The organism is Photobacterium angustum, from assembly GCF_003026365.1.
In the GTDB taxonomy this organism is placed as follows: Bacteria; Pseudomonadota; Gammaproteobacteria; order Enterobacterales; family Vibrionaceae; genus Photobacterium; species Photobacterium angustum.
The window spans coordinates 174464-192584 of sequence record NZ_PYOM01000001.1 but is presented as its reverse complement, the minus strand read 5'-3'; the positions used below and the strand labels follow the sequence as shown (position 1 = coordinate 192584).

General features: G+C 40.0%; 22 protein-coding genes and 2 tRNA genes. 8 read left to right on the top strand and 16 right to left on the bottom strand.

Annotated elements, in window-relative coordinates; genetic code table 11:
- The first annotated feature begins 215 nt into the window (after positions 1–215).
- Positions 216–404, top strand: a complete 189-nt coding sequence (locus CTN01_RS01020; RefSeq protein WP_005370259.1) for a hypothetical protein — start codon at positions 216–218, stop codon at positions 402–404.
- A 97-nt stretch (positions 405–501) separates the two neighbouring features.
- Here the strand turns inward: CTN01_RS01020 and flgJ are convergent, their stop codons facing one another.
- The 11 genes from flgJ to CTN01_RS00965 all read right to left on the bottom strand — a co-directional run bounded on the left by flgJ (position 502) and on the right by CTN01_RS00965 (position 10164).
- The gene (gene flgJ, locus CTN01_RS01015) at positions 502–1488 is read right to left on the bottom strand and encodes a flagellar assembly peptidoglycan hydrolase FlgJ (RefSeq protein ID WP_045148047.1); all 987 of its coding nucleotides are present in this window, start codon (positions 1486–1488) and stop codon (positions 502–504) included.
- Between the two features lie 42 nt (positions 1489–1530).
- Positions 1531–2622: a flagellar basal body P-ring protein FlgI gene (locus CTN01_RS01010; protein WP_045148046.1), complete on the bottom strand. Its 1092-nt coding sequence runs from the start codon at positions 2620–2622 to the stop codon at positions 1531–1533.
- A 46-nt stretch (positions 2623–2668) separates the two neighbouring features.
- A complete protein-coding gene (gene flgH / locus CTN01_RS01005) occupies positions 2669–3439 on the bottom strand; it encodes a flagellar basal body L-ring protein FlgH (RefSeq protein WP_045148199.1) in 771 nt (256 codons plus the stop codon).
- 55 nt (positions 3440–3494) lie between these two features.
- Positions 3495–4283: a flagellar basal-body rod protein FlgG gene (gene flgG, locus CTN01_RS01000; protein ID WP_006646761.1), complete on the bottom strand. Its 789-nt coding sequence runs from the start codon at positions 4281–4283 to the stop codon at positions 3495–3497.
- A gap of 16 nt (positions 4284–4299) precedes the next feature.
- Positions 4300–5049 carry a flagellar basal-body rod protein FlgF gene (gene flgF / locus CTN01_RS00995; protein ID WP_005370247.1) on the bottom strand — a complete coding sequence of 250 codons (750 nt, stop codon included), beginning with the start codon at positions 5047–5049 and terminating at the stop codon, positions 4300–4302.
- Positions 5050–5224: 175 nt separating this feature from the next.
- Entirely contained in the window at positions 5225–6628 is a 1404-nt protein-coding gene (flgE, locus tag CTN01_RS00990) for a flagellar hook protein FlgE (RefSeq protein ID WP_045148044.1), read from the bottom strand.
- A 6-nt stretch (positions 6629–6634) separates the two neighbouring features.
- Positions 6635–7360 carry a flagellar hook assembly protein FlgD gene (flgD, locus tag CTN01_RS00985; protein WP_006646758.1) on the bottom strand — a complete coding sequence of 242 codons (726 nt, stop codon included), beginning with the start codon at positions 7358–7360 and terminating at the stop codon, positions 6635–6637.
- A 17-nt stretch (positions 7361–7377) separates the two neighbouring features.
- Complete coding sequence (flgC, locus tag CTN01_RS00980) at positions 7378–7794, bottom strand: flagellar basal body rod protein FlgC (protein ID WP_045082774.1); 417 nt, start codon at positions 7792–7794, stop codon at positions 7378–7380.
- A gap of 2 nt (positions 7795–7796) precedes the next feature.
- On the bottom strand, positions 7797–8192 hold the full coding sequence (gene flgB / locus CTN01_RS00975) for a flagellar basal body rod protein FlgB (RefSeq protein WP_005370239.1): 396 nt from the start codon (positions 8190–8192) through the stop codon (positions 7797–7799).
- A 152-nt stretch (positions 8193–8344) separates the two neighbouring features.
- On the bottom strand, positions 8345–9172 hold the full coding sequence (locus CTN01_RS00970) for a CheR family methyltransferase (protein WP_045148043.1): 828 nt from the start codon (positions 9170–9172) through the stop codon (positions 8345–8347).
- Positions 9173–9228: 56 nt separating this feature from the next.
- A complete protein-coding gene (locus CTN01_RS00965) occupies positions 9229–10164 on the bottom strand; it encodes a chemotaxis protein CheV (RefSeq protein WP_045148041.1) in 936 nt (311 codons plus the stop codon).
- 150 nt (positions 10165–10314) lie between these two features.
- Between CTN01_RS00965 and flgA the strand changes: the two genes are divergently transcribed.
- The 3 genes from flgA (at position 10315) to CTN01_RS00950 (ending at position 11917) form a co-directional block, all read left to right on the top strand.
- Positions 10315–11022 carry a flagellar basal body P-ring formation chaperone FlgA gene (gene flgA / locus CTN01_RS00960; RefSeq protein ID WP_045127309.1) on the top strand — a complete coding sequence of 236 codons (708 nt, stop codon included), beginning with the start codon at positions 10315–10317 and terminating at the stop codon, positions 11020–11022.
- A gap of 119 nt (positions 11023–11141) precedes the next feature.
- A complete protein-coding gene (flgM, locus tag CTN01_RS00955; protein ID WP_005370231.1) occupies positions 11142–11453 on the top strand; it encodes a flagellar biosynthesis anti-sigma factor FlgM in 312 nt (103 codons plus the stop codon).
- A gap of 35 nt (positions 11454–11488) precedes the next feature.
- The gene (locus CTN01_RS00950) at positions 11489–11917 is read left to right on the top strand and encodes a flagella synthesis protein FlgN (protein WP_045127310.1); all 429 of its coding nucleotides are present in this window, start codon (positions 11489–11491) and stop codon (positions 11915–11917) included.
- 3 nt (positions 11918–11920) lie between these two features.
- On the opposite strand, the gene CTN01_RS00945 is transcribed toward CTN01_RS00950, so the two are convergent.
- Positions 11921–12382 carry an LPP20 family lipoprotein gene (locus CTN01_RS00945; protein ID WP_045148040.1) on the bottom strand — a complete coding sequence of 154 codons (462 nt, stop codon included), beginning with the start codon at positions 12380–12382 and terminating at the stop codon, positions 11921–11923.
- Between the two features lie 10 nt (positions 12383–12392).
- Complete coding sequence (locus CTN01_RS00940) at positions 12393–13028, bottom strand: FlgO family outer membrane protein (protein ID WP_045148038.1); 636 nt, start codon at positions 13026–13028, stop codon at positions 12393–12395.
- A gap of 144 nt (positions 13029–13172) precedes the next feature.
- On the opposite strand from CTN01_RS00940, the gene CTN01_RS00935 reads away from it, so the two are divergent.
- The 3 genes from CTN01_RS00935 (at position 13173) to CTN01_RS00925 (ending at position 15339) form a co-directional block, all read left to right on the top strand.
- Entirely contained in the window at positions 13173–14309 is a 1137-nt protein-coding gene (locus tag CTN01_RS00935) for a flagellar assembly protein FlgT (RefSeq protein WP_045148037.1), read from the top strand.
- A gap of 46 nt (positions 14310–14355) precedes the next feature.
- Positions 14356–14432, top strand: a tRNA-Arg gene (locus CTN01_RS00930).
- Between the two features lie 367 nt (positions 14433–14799).
- On the top strand, positions 14800–15339 hold the full coding sequence (locus CTN01_RS00925; protein ID WP_045148035.1) for a hypothetical protein: 540 nt from the start codon (positions 14800–14802) through the stop codon (positions 15337–15339).
- A 103-nt stretch (positions 15340–15442) separates the two neighbouring features.
- Here CTN01_RS00925 and CTN01_RS00920 read toward each other — a convergent pair.
- Positions 15443–15518 (bottom strand) — tRNA-Ala (locus CTN01_RS00920).
- Positions 15519–15719: 201 nt separating this feature from the next.
- On the opposite strand from CTN01_RS00920, the gene CTN01_RS00915 reads away from it, so the two are divergent.
- Positions 15720–16256 carry an LA_2272 family surface repeat-containing protein gene (locus tag CTN01_RS00915; protein WP_045082781.1) on the top strand — a complete coding sequence of 179 codons (537 nt, stop codon included), beginning with the start codon at positions 15720–15722 and terminating at the stop codon, positions 16254–16256.
- Positions 16257–16315: 59 nt separating this feature from the next.
- On the opposite strand, the gene gltX is transcribed toward CTN01_RS00915, so the two are convergent.
- Complete coding sequence (gltX, locus tag CTN01_RS00910) at positions 16316–17740, bottom strand: glutamate--tRNA ligase (RefSeq protein WP_107188420.1); 1425 nt, start codon at positions 17738–17740, stop codon at positions 16316–16318.
- 165 nt (positions 17741–17905) lie between these two features.
- The gene (locus CTN01_RS00905) at positions 17906–18112 is read right to left on the bottom strand and encodes a hypothetical protein (protein ID WP_045148034.1); all 207 of its coding nucleotides are present in this window, start codon (positions 18110–18112) and stop codon (positions 17906–17908) included.
- Positions 18113–18121 lie beyond the last annotated feature (9 nt).

Here is an 18121-nt window from a genome sequence, read left to right as displayed (position 1 = left end):
AACAACGTGATGTTTTATATCAATCTTAATGACGCTTATTCATATAAAGCGCACATTACGATAGCTTCTTTGCAAAAATCGAACCAATTAAAAATAATAATGGTATTTTTAATTAAACGATTATTTTTGAGTATTTAATGATGGTAATAAATCGCTATTTGTTTATAATTTAAAAGCTCAACCCAAATTAAAATAAAACATTAAGGATAGTGATTATGAACTTATTAGTATCAGGATTAATTGGTTACGCATTAAAAGAAGTTGTTGTACCACTAGTGAGTGATCATTTTGACGATAAAAAAACAGAAGAAAAGCAAGTACCTGAAAAAGAAGTAGAAAATGCTTTATTTGAAAGTAACGACCTAATTAAAATGGTATCAAACATTATTGATATTGTTGTATGACTCTATATTTAAAATACTAAAAAACTTCCATCAAATATTATTTGATAGAATATAAATGTTTTATTTTAATTCGCTTTTATTTATATATCCCTTCTTTTTACATTAATGTTTTCACCTTTTTCATTACTGCTAATACTTTATTACTGTAATTAGGATCGGTGGCATATCCTGCTTTATGTATTTCACGAATAAATTGATTCGGCTCACCACTGTGTTTTAACGCCGTTGAATAACGTGGGTTCTGTTGTAAGAACTTCACAAAATCTTGAAAGCTATCTTGATAAGAACCATAAGATCGAAACGCCGCATTTTCTTGTACAGCAACACCGTTATGATATTCCAATGTTCGCGTGGCAACCTTTTGCCCACTCCAACGTGGATCGGCTTTGATATTAAATAGGTTGTTACTTGTTCCTGCCGCATTTTTGATCACTTTTTTACCCCAGCCTGTTTCTAACGCCGCTTGCGCTATCAACATTGCGGGATCGGTTCCCAAAGCGCGTGCCGCTTTAGTCGCATACGGTGCCATATGATCAACAAATGCTTGTGGCGTTTCAAAACGATCAGGTTCAGGTTGTCGTAATGGTGGCTGAGCATCAGCGGTTTGTAATCGCTGCTTATATTTTTCTAATACCTGTTGTGCCGCAACACTGTTGTGATCTTCTCGTTGCGGTAGTTTTAATGGCTGGGATTTATTATCGATTGGGCGAATCTGCAATGGATCCGTATTGTCTTTTTTCGGGAATAAATCTGTCGTTGGAGTATGCGGCTTTTGCTCGTTATCTTCGCCACCTAATTGCTTAACAATCATATCAGCCAAGCCCAAACTTCCAGTGGTACTTAGCTGAGATGACATCTGCTCATCATGCATTTGCTGATAAAACTTGCTGTTATTGCTGCTCATTAAATCAGATTCAAACGCTTCGTTCGCTTCGCGCATTGACTTAAATAACATCTGAGTAAAGATAGACTCAAACTGATTAGCCGCCTGACGCAATGATCCCTTTGAATCTTCGCCAATACCCGCACGTAGACGGTCTAGGTTACTAATATCATGGACAAAACCGGGATCAAATTGCTTCATATTACAATCCTTGTTAATTACTTTTTACTTAAATCATCAGGGTTAAATGATGATCAACTGCCCTTCAATGGCGCCCGCTTGTTTTAGCGCTTGTAAAATTGCCATTAGATCTGATGGTGCGGCCCCCACTTGGTTCACCGCTCGAACAAGCTCATCTAACGACACGCCCGGCTCAAACTTAAACATGCGTGCATCAGATTGTTGTACGTTGATATTACTGTTCTCAACCACGGTCGTTTCACCACCAGCAAAGGCGTTGGGTTGACTCACCTGTGGGTTTTCTTTAATGGATACTGTCATACCACCATGGGTGATTGCCGCAGGTTTTAACTTCACATGCTGTCCAATAACAATGGTACCAGTACGTGAGTTAACAATAATTTTGGCTGAACCTTCTGCCGGATCAAACTCTAGGTTTTCAACTGTTGATAGAAACGCAACTCGCTGACTCACATCGCGTGGTGCTCGCACTTTTATTGATGTTGCATCGACAGCTGATGCCATTTGAGGCCCTAAAAACTGATTAATAGAATCTGCCATACGTTGTGCCGTGGTAAAATCTGAATCATACAAATTAAAGGTTAAGTAATCACCGCGTCCAAATGGGTTCGGTACTTCTTGTTCAACCATTGCACCGTTAGAGATTCGACCTACCGTTGGCGTATTACCGATAACTTTAGAGCCATCAGCCCCTTCTGCACTAAAGCCACCAACTACCAATGTACCTTGAGCTATTGCATAAACCTTGCCATCTAAACCTTTTAAAAAAGTTTGCAATAACGTACCACCTCGTAAACTCTTGGCTGAACCGATAGAAGAAACGGTAACATCAATGCTTTGACCTTGTTTTGTAAAAGGGGGCAAAGTGGCATTAACAGCAACAGCGGCAACGTTTTTGATTTTTGGCTTTGTACCTACCGGCAATTGAATGCCGAAATTTTGCAGCATGGCATTAAAGCTTTGATCGGTGAAAGGCGTTGTCTCGCCAGTACCGGGCAAACCAACAACTAGACCATAACCGACAAGTTGGTTACTACGAACTCCTGCAACGGAAGCGACATCTTTGATACGTGCCGCATCCACAGTACCAGATAATAAAATTAATCCAGTAATAATAATTGCGCGAAAATTCAATGGATTCTCCTTTCCCTGACGCTATGTTTTGACAAAAATTGGCTGATTAGAAAGCAACGTTAAAGAAACGTGATAACCAATTTTGCTCTTGAATATCTTGGCGATCACCGGTACCTGAGTATTGGATCCGCGCATTAGAAATACGTGTTGATGCAATGGTGTTATCTTGGCTAATATCGTCAGGTCGAATATGTCCGCTTACCCGAATATATTCTTCGCCAGTGTTAAGCATTAGCCATTTTTCACCACGCACAGCCAAGTTACCGTTATTTAAAACCTCAACCACTTCAACTGAAATAGAACCTTTAATACTGTTACTTTGATCGGCAGAAGTAGAACCTGCAAATGTGTTGTTGTTCGACATGCCATAAGACAAGCTGTAATCACGAATGGTGACGGGTTTACCCCCTAGCTCTATTGGCTTCATATTTAAATCGGTAGATTTATCTAAATCTGAGCTTGCACTCTTTTTCGCTGCGGTTTTTTCTTCTAATAAAATTGTGACGATATCACCAATACCACGGGGCTTGGTGTCGTCATACAGATCTTGCACTTGTGATTGATTAAACAAAGAGCCTGTTGCTGTTGCGTAATGCTCAGGTTTATCTTGTGGACGAACAGGATTCCAAGCAGGATCGCCCGCTTCTGGATCTACGCGTTTACGGATCCGATCAATAAGCCCTTTCGACTCTTTCTCTTTACCTTCTACCGCATCAACATTGGTGGTGGCTTTTTCAATATCACTACCAGCAACATCAGGTGGTGTAGATACACAGCCTGTTAATGCCAAACTTAATAGAAGTAATGATCTTTTCATCCACTGACGATTCATTTTATTTACCTGAGCGCAATTCATTCATTACCACCAATCATTACAATTGCTGGTTAACGTAACTCAACATCTGATCAACAGTTGAAATCACTTTCGAGTTCATCTCATAAACGCGTTGTGCTTCAATCATATTCACAAGCTCTTCCGTCACGTTTACGTTGGACGTTTCAAGCATAGATTGGCGGATAGAGCCATATCCTTCCAAGCCCGGTGTCCCTTCTTGAGGATCGCCGCTCGCACCTGTTGGTAAGAATAAATTCTGACCGATAGGCTCCATACCACCTGGGTTAATAAAGTCGACGGTGGTAATTTGCCCCAAGACTTGGTTTTCTTGCTCACCACGAATACGGGCAGAAACTTCACCATCAGTACCGACGGTAATGCCTACCGCATCTTCAGGTACCACAATCTCAGGCTGTACAGGATAGCCACTACCACTGGTAACTAATTGACCTTCAGAGTTAATCGTAAACTGACCATTACGGGTATAGCCTATATTGCCATCAGGTAATAGCACTTGGAAAAAGCCATCACCTTCGATCATCATGTCCATGGCGTTATTGGTGGTTTGAGTATTACCTTGGGTAAAGACTTTTTGTGTCGCAACCACTTTTGAGCCCGCCCCCAACATCAAACCTGTTGGTAACGTGGTATCTTGAGTTGACTGACCGCCCGGTTGATTAATATTTTGATAGAAGAGATCTTCAAAAACCGCACGACCTTTTTTAAAGCCAACGGTTGAGGCGTTAGCCAAGTTGTTAGAAATAGTCGAGATATTTGTCTGCTGCGCGTCAAGACCGGTTTTACTTACCCATAGTGCTGGATGCATTGTTCTGTCCTTTTAATTAGCCAATACGCATAAGAGAAGAAGAGGCTTTATCCATTTCTTCTGCGGTTTTCATCAGTTTTACTTGCATTTCAAAGTGGCGCTGAAGATCAATCATGCTGGTCATTTCAGAAACCGCATTCACGTTACTGCCTTCAAGCATACCTTTCGCCAGTGTTACACTGGCATCTGCATCAAGCGGAATACGTTCGCCGATGGATTTAAATAAACCATCAGTATCTTTAAACAACGCTTGGTTATCAGGTTTAACCAATTTAATACGATCAACAACTGCCATTGCATCAGGCGGCGCACCTTGTGGTAAAACCGACACCGTACCGTCTTTACCAATTTCAATTTTACTGATCGGAAGTGGGATAAAAATAGGACTGTCGTTTTGGCCTAACACCAATTGACCATTACTGTTTTGTAACATGCCTGTTTGATCAATTTTCAAATGTCCAGCACGGGTGTAAGCTTCTTGGCCTTTTACATCCATTACGGCAAGCCAACCGTCGCCTTCTACTGCAACGTCTAAATCCCGCCCTGTATTGATCACTGAGCCTTGTGCAAAATCATTACCTGGGCGTTCTGCCATTGAAAACACACGGCTAGGTAGACCTTCACCATAGGCTTGCATACTACGCGCCTGTTGTAAGTCTGCACGAAAGCCTGTTGTACTGACATTCGCCAAGTTATTGGCATGTACTTGCATACCATACATATCTTGTTTTGCGCCACTCATGGCAAGATACAGAGCACGATCCATTTTTTTGACACTCCTATTATCTAACAGCATCAATAAAGCAAAAACTAAGCCAATTATATTTATTGTTTAATAACAGTGTATTGAGAGAAAAAGAGAAGGAAGATAATACTGGAGGGAAAAAAATTGCCGCTTCAACGAAAAGGTAAAACGGCAATAGGACTGTAAAGGATAAACCTTAACGAATTTGTAGAATATTCTGTTGTAGCTGGTTATTCACATCTAGTGCACGAGAGCTAGCTTGGAAGTTACGTTGCGCGGTGATCAAATCCACCAGCTCTTGGGTCATATCAATATTTGATTGTTCAAGCGTTCCGCTTTTAACAGAGCCAAATGAGCCTTGAGATGCATCACCCCAAATCGCCTGACCTGATTCTTGAGTGGTATTCCAAAGCGTACCACCTAACTGTGCTAACCCTTGCTCATTAGAAACACGTGCTAAAGCAACACGTCCTACAACGATATCTTTACCATTTGAATAAGACGCCAAAATATTGCCTTCAGGATCGATATCAACTTTCGATAAATAGCCTGTTGTCGCGCCGTCTACATCTTGGAATTTACGCACTTCAAACGCCGAAGCATATTGAGTCGGATCATCATAGTTCATGGTTAACGATTGTGTAGGATCAGCACCACCGACATCAATACCAGCAGAGGCAAATGTCTCCATTTGAATATTTAATGGGCTTGCTGGTGTTGGTGGTATTGGAGGTGTTGCTGTTGGATTACCAGCATCCCCAGGATAAGGCTGACCATTTTGATCAAATCGCATACGATAACCTGTCACCACTGGAGCAGTAGGATTTGTATTATCAATCACTTGATAAGCAGGAGGTATTTTTGTCGGATCTGGTTTTAATAATCGCTCTTCACCACTATTATTAGTAACAGTTTGGTGCACTTCCCATGTATTAGCATTAGTTGGAACGGCATTAGGATTATATTTAGCAACATAATAAGTCGTCATTTTATACGGCTTACCTAATGAATCATAAATCGTTGATGACGTGGATTTATTAAAAGAGTCAGGATCTTTAAAATCAAATGGACTATTTTTAGGCGTTGTTTCTTTATTAGGTAAATTCAAAGACACTTTGATCGTGCCTGATTTTGTTGGCTGACCAAATACATCATCAATTTTCATCGATTTTGCTTCATAAGAAGCCACGGTATTTGAATCTTTATTGACAGGGTAACCTAATAAGAACTTACCTTCAGAGTTAACTAACTCATTTTCATTATTTAAATGAAATGCACCATTACGGGTAAGGTTGTTATTCGCAGGTTCATTTTTATTATCTGCCACAGCAAAAAAACCCGAACCAGAGACACGTAAATCTAACGGGTTATTGGTGTAAATACTGGAACCTTCGTGGAACTGCTGAGCAACGGTTGAGGTTTGTACGCCCCCACCCGTTGTGGTTTTTGCATTAGAGAAAATCGAATTAGAATAAACATCACCAAATTCAGCACGTGATTCTTTAAAACCAAAGGTGTTGGCATTGGCTATGTTATTACTGGTGGTATTTAGATCTTTTTGAGCTGCACCTAAACCGCTCAACGCAATGTTCATACTCATATTCGATTATCCTTTTTGTGTTGCTTTGCCAATTTGTAGAACATCAGCCAACTGAACTGGCTTATCGAAGCCAGCAAGATTTAACATCACCTGACCGTCGTTATTCCCTAATAAAACGCTATTCACGTTTGCGTGTGTAAGCACTTCAAAATTCTGGCTTTCGCCTTTTACATTGCCTGACACAGAAAACTTATACATTCCTTGCGGCATAATGTTGCCATCATCATCTTTGCCATCCCATGTAAATGGATGTTCACCGGCTGATTTAGCACCAAGACTCATGGTTTTGACCAATTCACCTTGTTCATTTTCAACGCGCAACATAGCGTTATCAACGCTTTGCGTTAAACGCGTCATGCCAGACATTTCGCCTTCACTACTGCGCATTGCGGTTGAATTAGGAATAAGTACATCTTGTCCAACAAGAGAAGAAGCTTGTAGTGCTTGATTTGATGTCATTGCACTATTTAATGAGCCAAACTGCTCATTCATTTTGTTAATGCCATCAACGGTGGCGAATGATGCCATTTGCGCGATCATTTGATCATTACTCACAGGTTTAAACGGATCTTGCTGTGCTAATTGTTTGGTTAGCAATGATAAGAAATCATCTTGCTTCAGCTGATTTTTTCCTGTGACTTCTTGCTCTTGTTCAACTTTCTTATCTTGCATGCTTTTTAGCTGGTCAAGGTAAGAAAGATTGCTGTTTCCTGCACCATTAATTGTGCTCATAATGACAACTCCTTACCTTATTTACCCATCTGCAAGGTTTTCATTAGCATCTGCTTACTCGCATCAGCTACCTGAACATTATTTTGATATGAGCGAGATGCCGAAATCATATTCGCCATTTCTTCCATCACATTAACGTTGGGCTTATAAATAAAGCCTTCAGCATTTGCCATCGGATGCTCAGGATTGTATTCAGCTGATAACGGCTTATCACTTTCAACAATGCCTTTAACTTGCACAGGCACGCTGCTACTTTGGTGATAAGACGCAGAATTTAATGCAGCGGCAAAAATAGGATGGCGGGCTTTATAGGTTTCTTCTGCTGAGCTACTGACACTATTGGCGTTAGCAAGGTTACTTGATGTGGTATTTAAACGTACGGATTCAGCACTCATTGCCGATCCCGTTACATTAAAAACATTAAATAAACTCATTATTATTCCCCTTTCAATGCCTTGCTCAGGTTCTTAAATTTCGAACCTAAAAAATCCAGCGATGCTTGATATTCAATACTATTTTGCATAAACAAGTTTTGCTCTAGTTGTGCATCCACCGTGTTGCCATCCCCTGTATCCGGCTGTGTTGGCACGCGATATTTTTGCTCGCCACTGACTTGTGTAGAGGCATTAATGTGCCGCCCATTTGTTCGGCTTAGGCCAATATCTGCCCCAGATGTTGCCGCTTTAAGCGCTCGACTGAAGTCTAAATCTTTTGCTTTATAGCCCGGAGTATTGGCATTGGAGATATTACTCGCAAGGGTTTCTGCACGTTTTTCACGTACACCAACAGTATACTGATGAACCCCTAATGCTTTATCGAACGAAATGGACATATCTTGCCTCCACAATTACTTAGCAGTAATAAAGCAAAGACAGTGCCAATTTTAAGAATTGAGAAATTAAGAAGATGGTTGGTTACTAGAGAGGATAATAATTAACTAAAAAGCGCTACACGCAATATTAACAAGCGGTAGCGCTTCTTCAATTAACGGAGTTTATAAATGATGCCTGGGTTACAACGGATCATTTCAAATTTTTCCGTTAACCCTGTTAGCGACTCTGATGCCCCTAAGAACAAATAGCCGCCAGGGTTTAAGCTTGCCGCTAACTGATTTAATACTTTCGATTTCATTTCTGGTGAGAAATAAATCAAGACATTACGACAGAAAATAATGTCAAACTTCCCCAGCAATGCATAACTATCTTTAAGATTTTGCGGCCTAAAATTAACCATTTGTTTAACTTTATTGTTAACCCGCATACGGCCATCACCATTGTCTTCAAAAAACATACGGCGACGCTCCGGCGATAGCCCTCGACTTAAAGCAAGATTGTCATACACACCAGCTCGGCATGTTTCCAACATCGTCTGTGAGATATCAGTGGCTGTAATTTGAATAGATGGCAGTAAACCAGGGCGCTTAGCTTGGGTTTCTAAAACAGTCATCGCCATCGAATACGGTTCTTGACCTGATGAACTCGCCGCAGACCAAATTTTGATCGGTTTTTTGTTTGCTGCAAGTTCAGGCAAAATTTTGTCTGATAAAACGGTAAAAGGATAACCATCACGAAACCACAATGTTTCATTGGTAGTCATCGCGTCAACGGCGGCAATACGTAATTCACGATTACGACCTGATAATACATTCTGCAACAAGTCTGAAAGCGACGATAAAGAAAAACGATTCACTAACGGGCTTAAACGACTGCGCACTAAATATTGCTTGCTATCGCCCAATACGATGCCACATTGAGACTCAAGAAATCGGCAAAATTCACGATATTCTTGGTCATTTACAGTTACTGCTGTCATTTACAACTCTTCTTTGTCAGTACGTTCGGCATTAAATGCTTAATAATTTTTAACGGTTACGCCGATTCAATTGAGCTATCAGGCATTGCCCCTTTTACAGCTCGACCCAATTCGTCTGGGTTAAATTTAGGAATAAAAGCATTTGCTCCTACACGTTCAACCATGGCTTGGTTAAACACACCACTTAATGATGTATGTAAAATAACATGTAAGTCTTTTAATTTAGGATCATTTCTTATTTCAGCAGTTAATGTGTACCCGTCCATCTCTGGCATTTCAATATCAGAAATAATCAACGACAGTTGCTCATAAATAGAGCCTTGAGCGGCCATTTCACGCAATTTAATAATGGCCTCTTTACCATCTTTTACGAGTACACATTCACAACCAATCGATTCTATCGCTCGTTGTACCTGCTTACGTGCAACGGTTGAATCATCAGCAACAAGAACGCGACGCACTGCAGGGCCATTTTCAACTAACTCTTCAAGTACGGTTCCTGTGATGTTGGTATTAACTGGTGAGATCTCATCGAGAATTTTTTCAACATCTAAAATTTCAACTAATTCACCGTCTATTTCTGTCACAGCAGTCAAATAATTACTTCGACCAGCACCTTGAGGAGGCGGAAGGATCGATTCCCAATTCATGTTAATAATGCGTTCAACAGAAGACACAAGGAAGCCTTGAATAGAGCGATTAAATTCCGAAATGATAATAAAGCAATTGGTTAAATCGGTGATTGGACGTCCGCCGGTCGCTAAGCTCATATCAATAACAGAAATGGTTTGTCCTCGAATATGAGCAACACCTTTAATCAATGGATGTAAATTCGGCATTGATGTTAATTGTGGACATTGCAGAACTTCTTTAACTTTAAAAACGTTAATACCATAACGTTGACGTCGATTAAGACGAAATGTCAGCAGCTCTAATCGGTTTTGCCCAACTAATTGTGTCCGCTGGTTAACTGAATCTAAAATACCTGTCATTGGATAAACTCCCTGTCGTGTTATAAATCGCGCTCGCGAACACACTTTATCCACTCACGATCACATCTGATAAATAATCAAGATATTAGAATATCTAGCTATAACTGCGAATGTTATAGTAATTCTAATCATGACCAAAGAGCATTTACCGTGACAAGCCACAGAGATCAAAAACTCTTGCCAATTTTTATCGGCCTTTTGCTATTTTTCTTTAGTACAAATATCTTCGCTTCCGATTATAACGTGCTAGATTCCGTGGAAATAGCCGCTGAAAACCTAATAAAACAGCAAGTTACCTTGCCAGAAAAAGGGGAATTAAAAGTTACAGCAGCAGAGCTTGATAACCGTCTTCGCTTTTCTACTTGTTCGGCACCACTAGAAGCCAGCCTACCCGGCAAACAAAACTTAAGTGGTAATGTTACTGTGCTTGTTAAATGTCCTACCGAAAACTGGCAGCTTTATGTCCCTGTAAATGTACAATTAACACTGCCTAAAGTTGTTGCTAGCGTGGCTCTTGGTCGAGGCATGGTTATTACTCGAGATAAACTTTCCGTTAAAATGGTTGAAAGTCGGTTTCAACGAGGCAATAGCTTTGAAGATCCTAATGAAATCATAGGATCAAAAGTTAAGCGTTCAGTGAAATTAGGAGAAATGATCCAAGCCCGTGATATTTGTTTAGTATGCCGTAACGACACAGTTATTATCCGTGCAGGAACAGGCGGGCTAAATATAGTAACTGAAGGTAAAGCACTGTCTGATGGGGCTATCGGTGAAGAGATCCGAGTTCAGAATAAAACATCAAGACGCATGATTGATGCTATTATTACCGCAGTTGGTGAAGTAACCGTAAAGTATTAGTCAGAAAAGTCGATTTCGCATGACGATAAAGAAATCATTTTATCTGCATAATATTTACTAAAGTCTGTTCACACTTTGCCGATAACTAGTTATCACAGTTAATTATCAAGGTAAACATTATGGCAAGTATTGATCACCTACGTGGTGGACAACCTGTAAATACCACACGTGTTGGCCAACAAAAAACAACCACAACGGAAGAGCAAACTACCACGTCAAACATTGCTAAAGATCAGCATGACGAAGTATCTTTAAGCTCTCAAGGTAAAGCTGTGGGCCAAATTCATCAACAATTGGCAACAGAGCCAAGCTTTGATGCTGGAAAAGTGGCAGAGATCAAACAAGCGATTGCAAATGGCTCATATACTATTGATGCCGATAAACTTGCATCAAATATGTTAAAGTTCGAAGACGAGCTTAATGGGCTTTAAGATAACATCTGCATACTAGAATTGAGATCAGCGAAATGAAACAGACACTTGGTCAACTGCTTGAAATTCAACAAACCACCTTATTGTCTTTAATCGATCTTCTCAAACAAGAAAGAGTGGCAATTACTCGCCGTAAGGCATTAGAAATTGAACAGATTGCCAAAGAGAAGTTAGATCTGATCTACAAAGTCCAGCAACACGACTATTTATTGTCTTCCCATGAAGAGCGCGACCAGTTAACACAGATCGACGAATACCAAACACAAGTGAATTCGATTCAAGAACTAGTTAAAGAATGCCAACAGTATAATGATATCAATGGCGAAGTATTACAGCGCGCTCACCTCAGCTTTCATAAGCTAAATAATTTATTCCAGCAAAGTCGTGGACGGCACCAAATGACCTACAATTGTGATGGTATCGCACAAAATGTTCGTTCATTAGGCACCAACCTAAAAGCGTAACCGTTAAAACATAACTTCTTGTTTATTTGGTACATGAAACACTTCACCGTGTTGCTTCATTCGTTCCATCAAACCAATATTTAGCTCCATTTCCGTGACATAACTGTCACCGACAGGATAACTGCGAATAACTTTTGCCCCACGGATAACACCATCTACTGCGCCATCCGTACTTTCATATCCTAATTGCTGATCATCAAGCGATGTTGTAGCACTAATACGCAAACCATAAATTTGCTCTGATAATTCGCGGTAAGCATCTAACTTAGAAGCGCGCATTGCACGAATACTTTTTTCTTCTTTTGTTTGCCCTTTTTGCTCACTAATTGAAGCATACCCTACGGCTTGGATCACATCTTTACTTTTGGTTAAGTCTGGGCCCGGAACCGTTGAACTGCTTGATGTTGTATTAGTACAACCTGACAGTAATAACATCGCAGTAGCTAAAGCCACATAATATTTCATTGTTACTTCCTTAAGGCTTTAAAATTACATTATTATCGGGACGGTTACGCACATCTGTACGCATAATGACCCCATTTCGTAACTGAATTTTATTCATAAAATCCAAATCTCGACCAATACGCTCAGCGGGAAGAAAACCCTGTGCGGTAGCTATAACGACATTTGAACGCATACCAATAATTCGTGCGTTAATGAGAACCCCACCACTTTGGCGCAACATGGTACCTGTTAGCACGTAATCAACAGGCTGCTGTGACGCTAATTCTTTCCAGTTGCGACTAATACTAAAATCGCCACTACGGGTCACTTTAATGACCCCTGTTGACTTGTAATCAACCACCGTAAAACCACGTTGCTGCATTTGGTACATGAAGTTTTCACTCACCACATTACCTAGCCAGTTGGTTTCTGTCATATCTTGTAAATCAACAAACGAGGTGACTGCTAATGGCGTACTCGCCGTTAAATATTGGTTCGACGTTACCAATTGATTCGCTAATCCTTCAATAAAATAATCAACGGTATGCCTTGGCGTGTCTGATAAAGAATAGGCGCCTGATGAGTATTTCTCTTTACCGTTATAAACAGGAGGTGAGGCACAAGCAGTCATCGCTAACGACAACACAATTACAATCCACTTATTCATTACTTACCCGCCCTCAAATATTGTTTTCTTTATATCGTATGAACATTTAAATTCTTTAATACAAGAGCCTAATTGGGAACACTCTTTGCATTCACTTTTTCATCGAACAATTAAAAAGCAAAAAACATACCTAAATGGGCTTTTATGAATAAAAATTTTTTACGCAGCTTAAGTGCACTTTGTTTGTTTTTTTCATGTTATAGCTCAGCCCAATGGGTTGAGGTAACAGGTGAAGCGGTCATTTTAGAAAGTGAAGAAACAGCACGTGTTAATGCACTAGAAGATGCGGTATATCAAGCGATGAAGCATGCGGGCGGTGAAATCGCAACACTGCCGTCATTAAAACCTTATTTTGCAGAGCCTAAACAGCAATACCGTTTTAGTGGTAATGAAATCCGTAACGTAACGGTTCTTGAACAAAAAAAAGCAGGCGGCAAAATGTATGTCACCAGCCGTGTCGATATTTACCCATCGGCAAAAAGTTGCCACAAGACCCAGTATAAAAAAGGCATTCTATTAGGCAGTTTTTCAATTGCTGAGCCACAACAAGCTGCCATGGGTAGCGTTTATAAAATAGGCACTGATTTCGCTTCAATGCTCGGAAAGCAAATTCAAAAACGTTCACAAAGCTTTATTGTTACTGGTAAAACAACCGTCCCTTTCAGTGCAACCCAAGCATCAGCAATGACTATGCTGGCTGAGGATCACGATGCGCAATATTTAATTGGTGGTGAAATAACAGATCTGACCGCCACACTTGATGAAAAATCGAGAAAAAAAGATCAAGTCAATCGCCAGTTTGCGGTTTCACTGGAAATAATGGACGGTAAAACAGGCGAGATCATCTACCAAAATAGCTACCGTGAAATTGGTTTATGGCCTTTCTCTCGCTCAAGCCATGTAGATACCAAATCAGCACGTTTTTGGGTTTCACCTTATGGACAGAGCATTCAACGGATCAGTCAAAATATGATGCTCGATATTGAAAGTGCGCTCTCTTGCCGAGCAAGCCTCCCAGAAGTCATCAACATCCATAATAATGTCGCGCAAATGAACGTTGGTCGTGTTCATGGTGTGAAACAAGGTGATAAATTAAAACTTTGGCATAGCGCAGGGTTTATTGATCAAAAAGGTATACCGCGGAATCGAATGGTTAATACAAAAATTAGCTTAACCGTTGATCGCGTTTATGAAAAGTCAGCAGAACTTATTGTTAATCAACCAGAATTAGCAGCAAGCATTCAACCTGGTGATTTACTAACCAAGCAGACACGACGTTAAGAGTATTCCCTTATATTTTTAAAAATATACCGTATAATACTCAAATGCTTCCTTAGCTCAGATGGATAGAGCGTCCCCCTCCTAAGGGGAAGGCCACTGGTTCGACTCCAGTAGGGAGCGCCATATTTTTCAAAGGCTTAGCAGTTTTTTATTGCTAAGCTTTTTCATTTCCACACAATTTAGTGTCGTAACAATACAATATAGATTCTGTATTGATAACTTCATATCGCATAATTTAATATTATTAACAGCTATTCTTTAATTAATGTGCTTTATCAGTTGTTATTAACCTTATTTCTCTAGCTAATAAGCAGCCACAAAAATCATCACACAAAAGTAATTTTACTGTTTTAAATCAATAAAATAGATTTATTTAACTTAATATTTGAAACATAACGTTACAATATTTGAACATTGTTTTTTATTGCTTTGTGTTTATACTGCCTGCACTTCATAACTCTCATGTTATGTGTTTGTTTAGGACATTATTATGAAAATGAAATTAGCATCTCTTATTGTATCTGCCGCTCTTCTTGCCCCTGCAGCAGCTATGGCTAATACACCGGTTCAGCTTTCAGTACCTGCCGTAAACCTACCAGCAGGTAACGTTACAGGTGTTCGCTTAAATGCTTTATATGGGCATACCGCTTCCGTAACAGGTGTAAACTTCTCATTATTAGGTCTTTCAGATATTGATACATTCAAAGGTCTAAACTTTGGCCTAGCATTTGGTGTGAACCGTACTCGTTCGATGATGACGGGTCTTGAATTTGGTCTTGCGAACTGGAATGACGGTAATGCTAAAGGTGCTGATTTTGGTGCTGTAAACTATACTGCAGGCAACTTTACAGGTGCACAGTTCGGTACGTTTAACTACGCAGGAACACTAAATGGTCTACAGTTTGGCTTAGTTAACGCAACCGATCATATTAATAAAGGTATTCAGATCGGCCTTATTAACTATGATAAGTCTGGTACTTTCGTCAGTAAGAGCCTACCTGTATTCCCTATTGTAAATGCGCGATTCTAAGATTTCGCTAAAACTATAAAGAGCCTCGCCATTGTGCGAGGCTTTCTTTTAAATGAATAAATTTAGCTATAAAAAAACCTCGCACAAGGCGAGGTTTAAAATTTGGTGGAGCTAAGCGGGATCGAACCGCTGACCTCTTCGCTGCCAGCGAAGCGCTCTCCCAGCTGAGCTATAGCCCCAAGGCAAGAATACAATAAAATCTCACTACATCAGTGTCAACATAACTACAAAGATATAATTATATTTGTGAATTAACTCAAATATAACCTAACAACCATAAAGAATCACGTCCTATATCATTTACTTATCATTGACACCTCTTGTAATAAAGTGCGCTTAAATATCTTTAATGGTAACGACTAACCTTAAGGATTATTTTCATGAAGCTTAAACTGACCTCTCTTTTACTCGCAACAGCAATTTGTGCTCCATCCGTTTACGCTGATACTCCAGTACAACTTTCTATTCCAACAATTAACTTGCCAGCTGGTGATGTATCAGGTGTTCGAGTAAGTGCACTTTATGGTCGAAGCCACAATGTGAAAGGGTTAAATTTTTCCGTTCTTGGTCTTTCTGATATTGACAACTTTACAGGTATTAACCTTGGTTTGTTCTATGGTGCAAACCGCACCCGTACAAGTATGAAAGGATTTGAATTAGGTTTAGCAAACTTTAATGGCGGAACAGCAAAAGGGGCTGATGTCGGCCTAGTAAACTACACAGCAAGTAATTTTACAGGAGCGCAATTGGGACTCTTTAATTATGCAGGTAGTTTAAATGGACTTCAATTAGGCTTTATGAACGCAACAAATCATATCAATAAAGGAATTCAAATAGGTTTAATCAACTTCGACCGTTCGGGTACTTTCGTCAGTAAAGATCTTCCTGTTTTCCCAATTGTGAACGCAAGATTCTAATTATCAGATATAAAAAACGGAGCATTAATGCTCCGTTCTTTATTTAATGTTTAACAAGCTTATGCGTTTGCTTCACGCTCTGCAATAAATGCTAATGCCATTTTGATACGAGCTACAACACGCTCTTTACCAATAAGCTGCATAACAGCATCAACAGAAGGTGACTGACCTTGACCTGTAACAGCTACACGTAGAGGCATACCCACTTTACCCATACCTAGCTCAAGTTCTTCACACACTTGTGCAATAACGGCATGAAGATTTTCTGTTGTCCATTCATCAAGTGCTTCAACTTTAGCAAGTGCAAGCGCTAACGCTTCTTTAGCAACAGGACGTAAGTGTTTTTTCGCCGCACTAGCTTCAAATTCGCTAAAGTCTTGGTAGAAGTAACGAGATTGTTCTGCAAGTTCGATCAATGTATTACAACGCTCACCCACTAGCGTGATCACATCTGTAATAGCTGGACCATTTTCAATAGAAATTTCTTTCTGATCTAAGTGCCATTGTAGGTACTTAGCAACATATTCAGGCTCAGCTGTTTTGATGTAATGGTTGTTTAGCCATAATAGCTTGTCAGTATTAAATGCAGATGCTGACTTACTTACTGACTCTAGGCTAAATAGATCAATCATCTCTTGTAGTGAGAAAATCTCTTGATCACCATGAGACCAACCTAGACGAACTAAGTAGTTCAGTAGTGCTTGTGGCAGGTAACCATCATCACGGTATTGCATTACACCTACAGCGCCATGACGCTTAGATAATTTCGCGCCATCATCACCTAGAATCATTGCACAATGTGCAAACTCAGGTACTGGTGCACCTAGTGCTTTATAGATATTAATTTGACGAGGCGTATTGTTAATGTGGTCTTCACCGCGAACAACTTGAGTAATTCCCATATCCCAGTCATCGATAACCACACAGAAATTATACGTTGGGCTACCATCTGTACGACGAATGATAAGATCATCAAGCTCACTGTTCGCAATTTCGATGTGACCACGGATTTTATCATCAAAAACTACCGTTCCTTCTTTAGGGTTACGGAAGCGAATACAGAATGGTGAATCTTCTGTTGCTGCGGCATTAGCTGCAACAATTTTAGGGTTGTTTGCATCGTAGCGAGGTTTAATGCCAGCCGCCATTTGCTCTTCACGAATTTCGTCAAGAAGCTCTTTCGGGCAGTAACACTTGTACGCTTTGTCTTCTGCTAACAGTTGATCAACCACTTCGTTGTAACGATCAAAACGCTTAGTTTGGTAGTAAGGACCTTCATCCCAGTTAAGCTCTAACCACTCCATACCTTCCATAATCGCGTCGATAGCTTCTTGAGTTGAACGCTCTAGATCCGTATCTTCAATACGAAGTACAAACTCGCCGCCCATATGTTTAGCGTATAACCATGAGTAAAGTGCAGTACGAGCACCGCCTACGTGCAAAAAGCCAGTTGGACTTGGTGCAAAACGAGTTTTAACCGTCATTGAAATTACCTTATGAATGAAGGACCACACAGTAAGGACTACTGTGTCTTATCTAATGAGGAGTATTTTAGCACTGTGGGGTAAATCTACAATAATCTGTAGACAATGATTATTTAGAATAAGTAATTGTTAATAAGAGTTAAGAGAATCCATTCTCTTTTTTAATTAAAAATCATTTGTTTTACCATTTTTGGCCTTACAAACAAACCAAGGTACAAAAACGAGATCACTATTTGGTAAAACACAAGCGGTTTGACCATAACCACCCGCTCCACCCATTCCGTTATATCCATTTGTCCCGTCAGCATAAACAGTCGATGATGCAAGTCCCAATAAAATAGTCAGCCCACATGTAATTAACAATTTTTTCATTACAGCCTC

What these genes read in the sequence shown, in the direction of transcription:
- CTN01_RS01020 (WP_005370259.1), top strand. Translation starts at nt 216, where the DNA reads ATGAACTTATTAGTATCAGGATTAATTGGTTACGCATTAAAAGAAGTT.
- flgJ (WP_045148047.1), bottom strand. Translation starts at nt 1,488, where the DNA reads ATGAAGCAATTTGATCCCGGTTTTGTCCATGATATTAGTAACCTAGAC.
- flgH (WP_045148199.1), bottom strand. Translation starts at nt 3,439, where the DNA reads ATGAAAAGATCATTACTTCTATTAAGTTTGGCATTAACAGGCTGTGTA.
- flgG (WP_006646761.1), bottom strand. Translation starts at nt 4,283, where the DNA reads ATGCATCCAGCACTATGGGTAAGTAAAACCGGTCTTGACGCGCAGCAG.
- flgF (WP_005370247.1), bottom strand. Translation starts at nt 5,049, where the DNA reads ATGGATCGTGCTCTGTATCTTGCCATGAGTGGCGCAAAACAAGATATG.
- flgE (WP_045148044.1), bottom strand. Translation starts at nt 6,628, where the DNA reads ATGAGTATGAACATTGCGTTGAGCGGTTTAGGTGCAGCTCAAAAAGAT.
- flgD (WP_006646758.1), bottom strand. Translation starts at nt 7,360, where the DNA reads ATGAGCACAATTAATGGTGCAGGAAACAGCAATCTTTCTTACCTTGAC.
- flgC (WP_045082774.1), bottom strand. Translation starts at nt 7,794, where the DNA reads ATGAGTTTATTTAATGTTTTTAATGTAACGGGATCGGCAATGAGTGCT.
- flgB (WP_005370239.1), bottom strand. Translation starts at nt 8,192, where the DNA reads ATGTCCATTTCGTTCGATAAAGCATTAGGGGTTCATCAGTATACTGTT.
- CTN01_RS00970 (WP_045148043.1), bottom strand. Translation starts at nt 9,172, where the DNA reads ATGACAGCAGTAACTGTAAATGACCAAGAATATCGTGAATTTTGCCGA.
- CTN01_RS00965 (WP_045148041.1), bottom strand. Translation starts at nt 10,164, where the DNA reads ATGACAGGTATTTTAGATTCAGTTAACCAGCGGACACAATTAGTTGGG.
- flgM (WP_005370231.1), top strand. Translation starts at nt 11,142, where the DNA reads ATGGCAAGTATTGATCACCTACGTGGTGGACAACCTGTAAATACCACA.
- CTN01_RS00950 (WP_045127310.1), top strand. Translation starts at nt 11,489, where the DNA reads ATGAAACAGACACTTGGTCAACTGCTTGAAATTCAACAAACCACCTTA.
- CTN01_RS00945 (WP_045148040.1), bottom strand. Translation starts at nt 12,382, where the DNA reads ATGAAATATTATGTGGCTTTAGCTACTGCGATGTTATTACTGTCAGGT.
- CTN01_RS00940 (WP_045148038.1), bottom strand. Translation starts at nt 13,028, where the DNA reads ATGAATAAGTGGATTGTAATTGTGTTGTCGTTAGCGATGACTGCTTGT.
- CTN01_RS00935 (WP_045148037.1), top strand. Translation starts at nt 13,173, where the DNA reads ATGAATAAAAATTTTTTACGCAGCTTAAGTGCACTTTGTTTGTTTTTT.
- CTN01_RS00925 (WP_045148035.1), top strand. Translation starts at nt 14,800, where the DNA reads ATGAAAATGAAATTAGCATCTCTTATTGTATCTGCCGCTCTTCTTGCC.
- CTN01_RS00915 (WP_045082781.1), top strand. Translation starts at nt 15,720, where the DNA reads ATGAAGCTTAAACTGACCTCTCTTTTACTCGCAACAGCAATTTGTGCT.
- gltX (WP_107188420.1), bottom strand. Translation starts at nt 17,740, where the DNA reads ATGACGGTTAAAACTCGTTTTGCACCAAGTCCAACTGGCTTTTTGCAC.
- CTN01_RS00905 (WP_045148034.1), bottom strand. Translation starts at nt 18,112, where the DNA reads ATGAAAAAATTGTTAATTACATGTGGGCTGACTATTTTATTGGGACTT.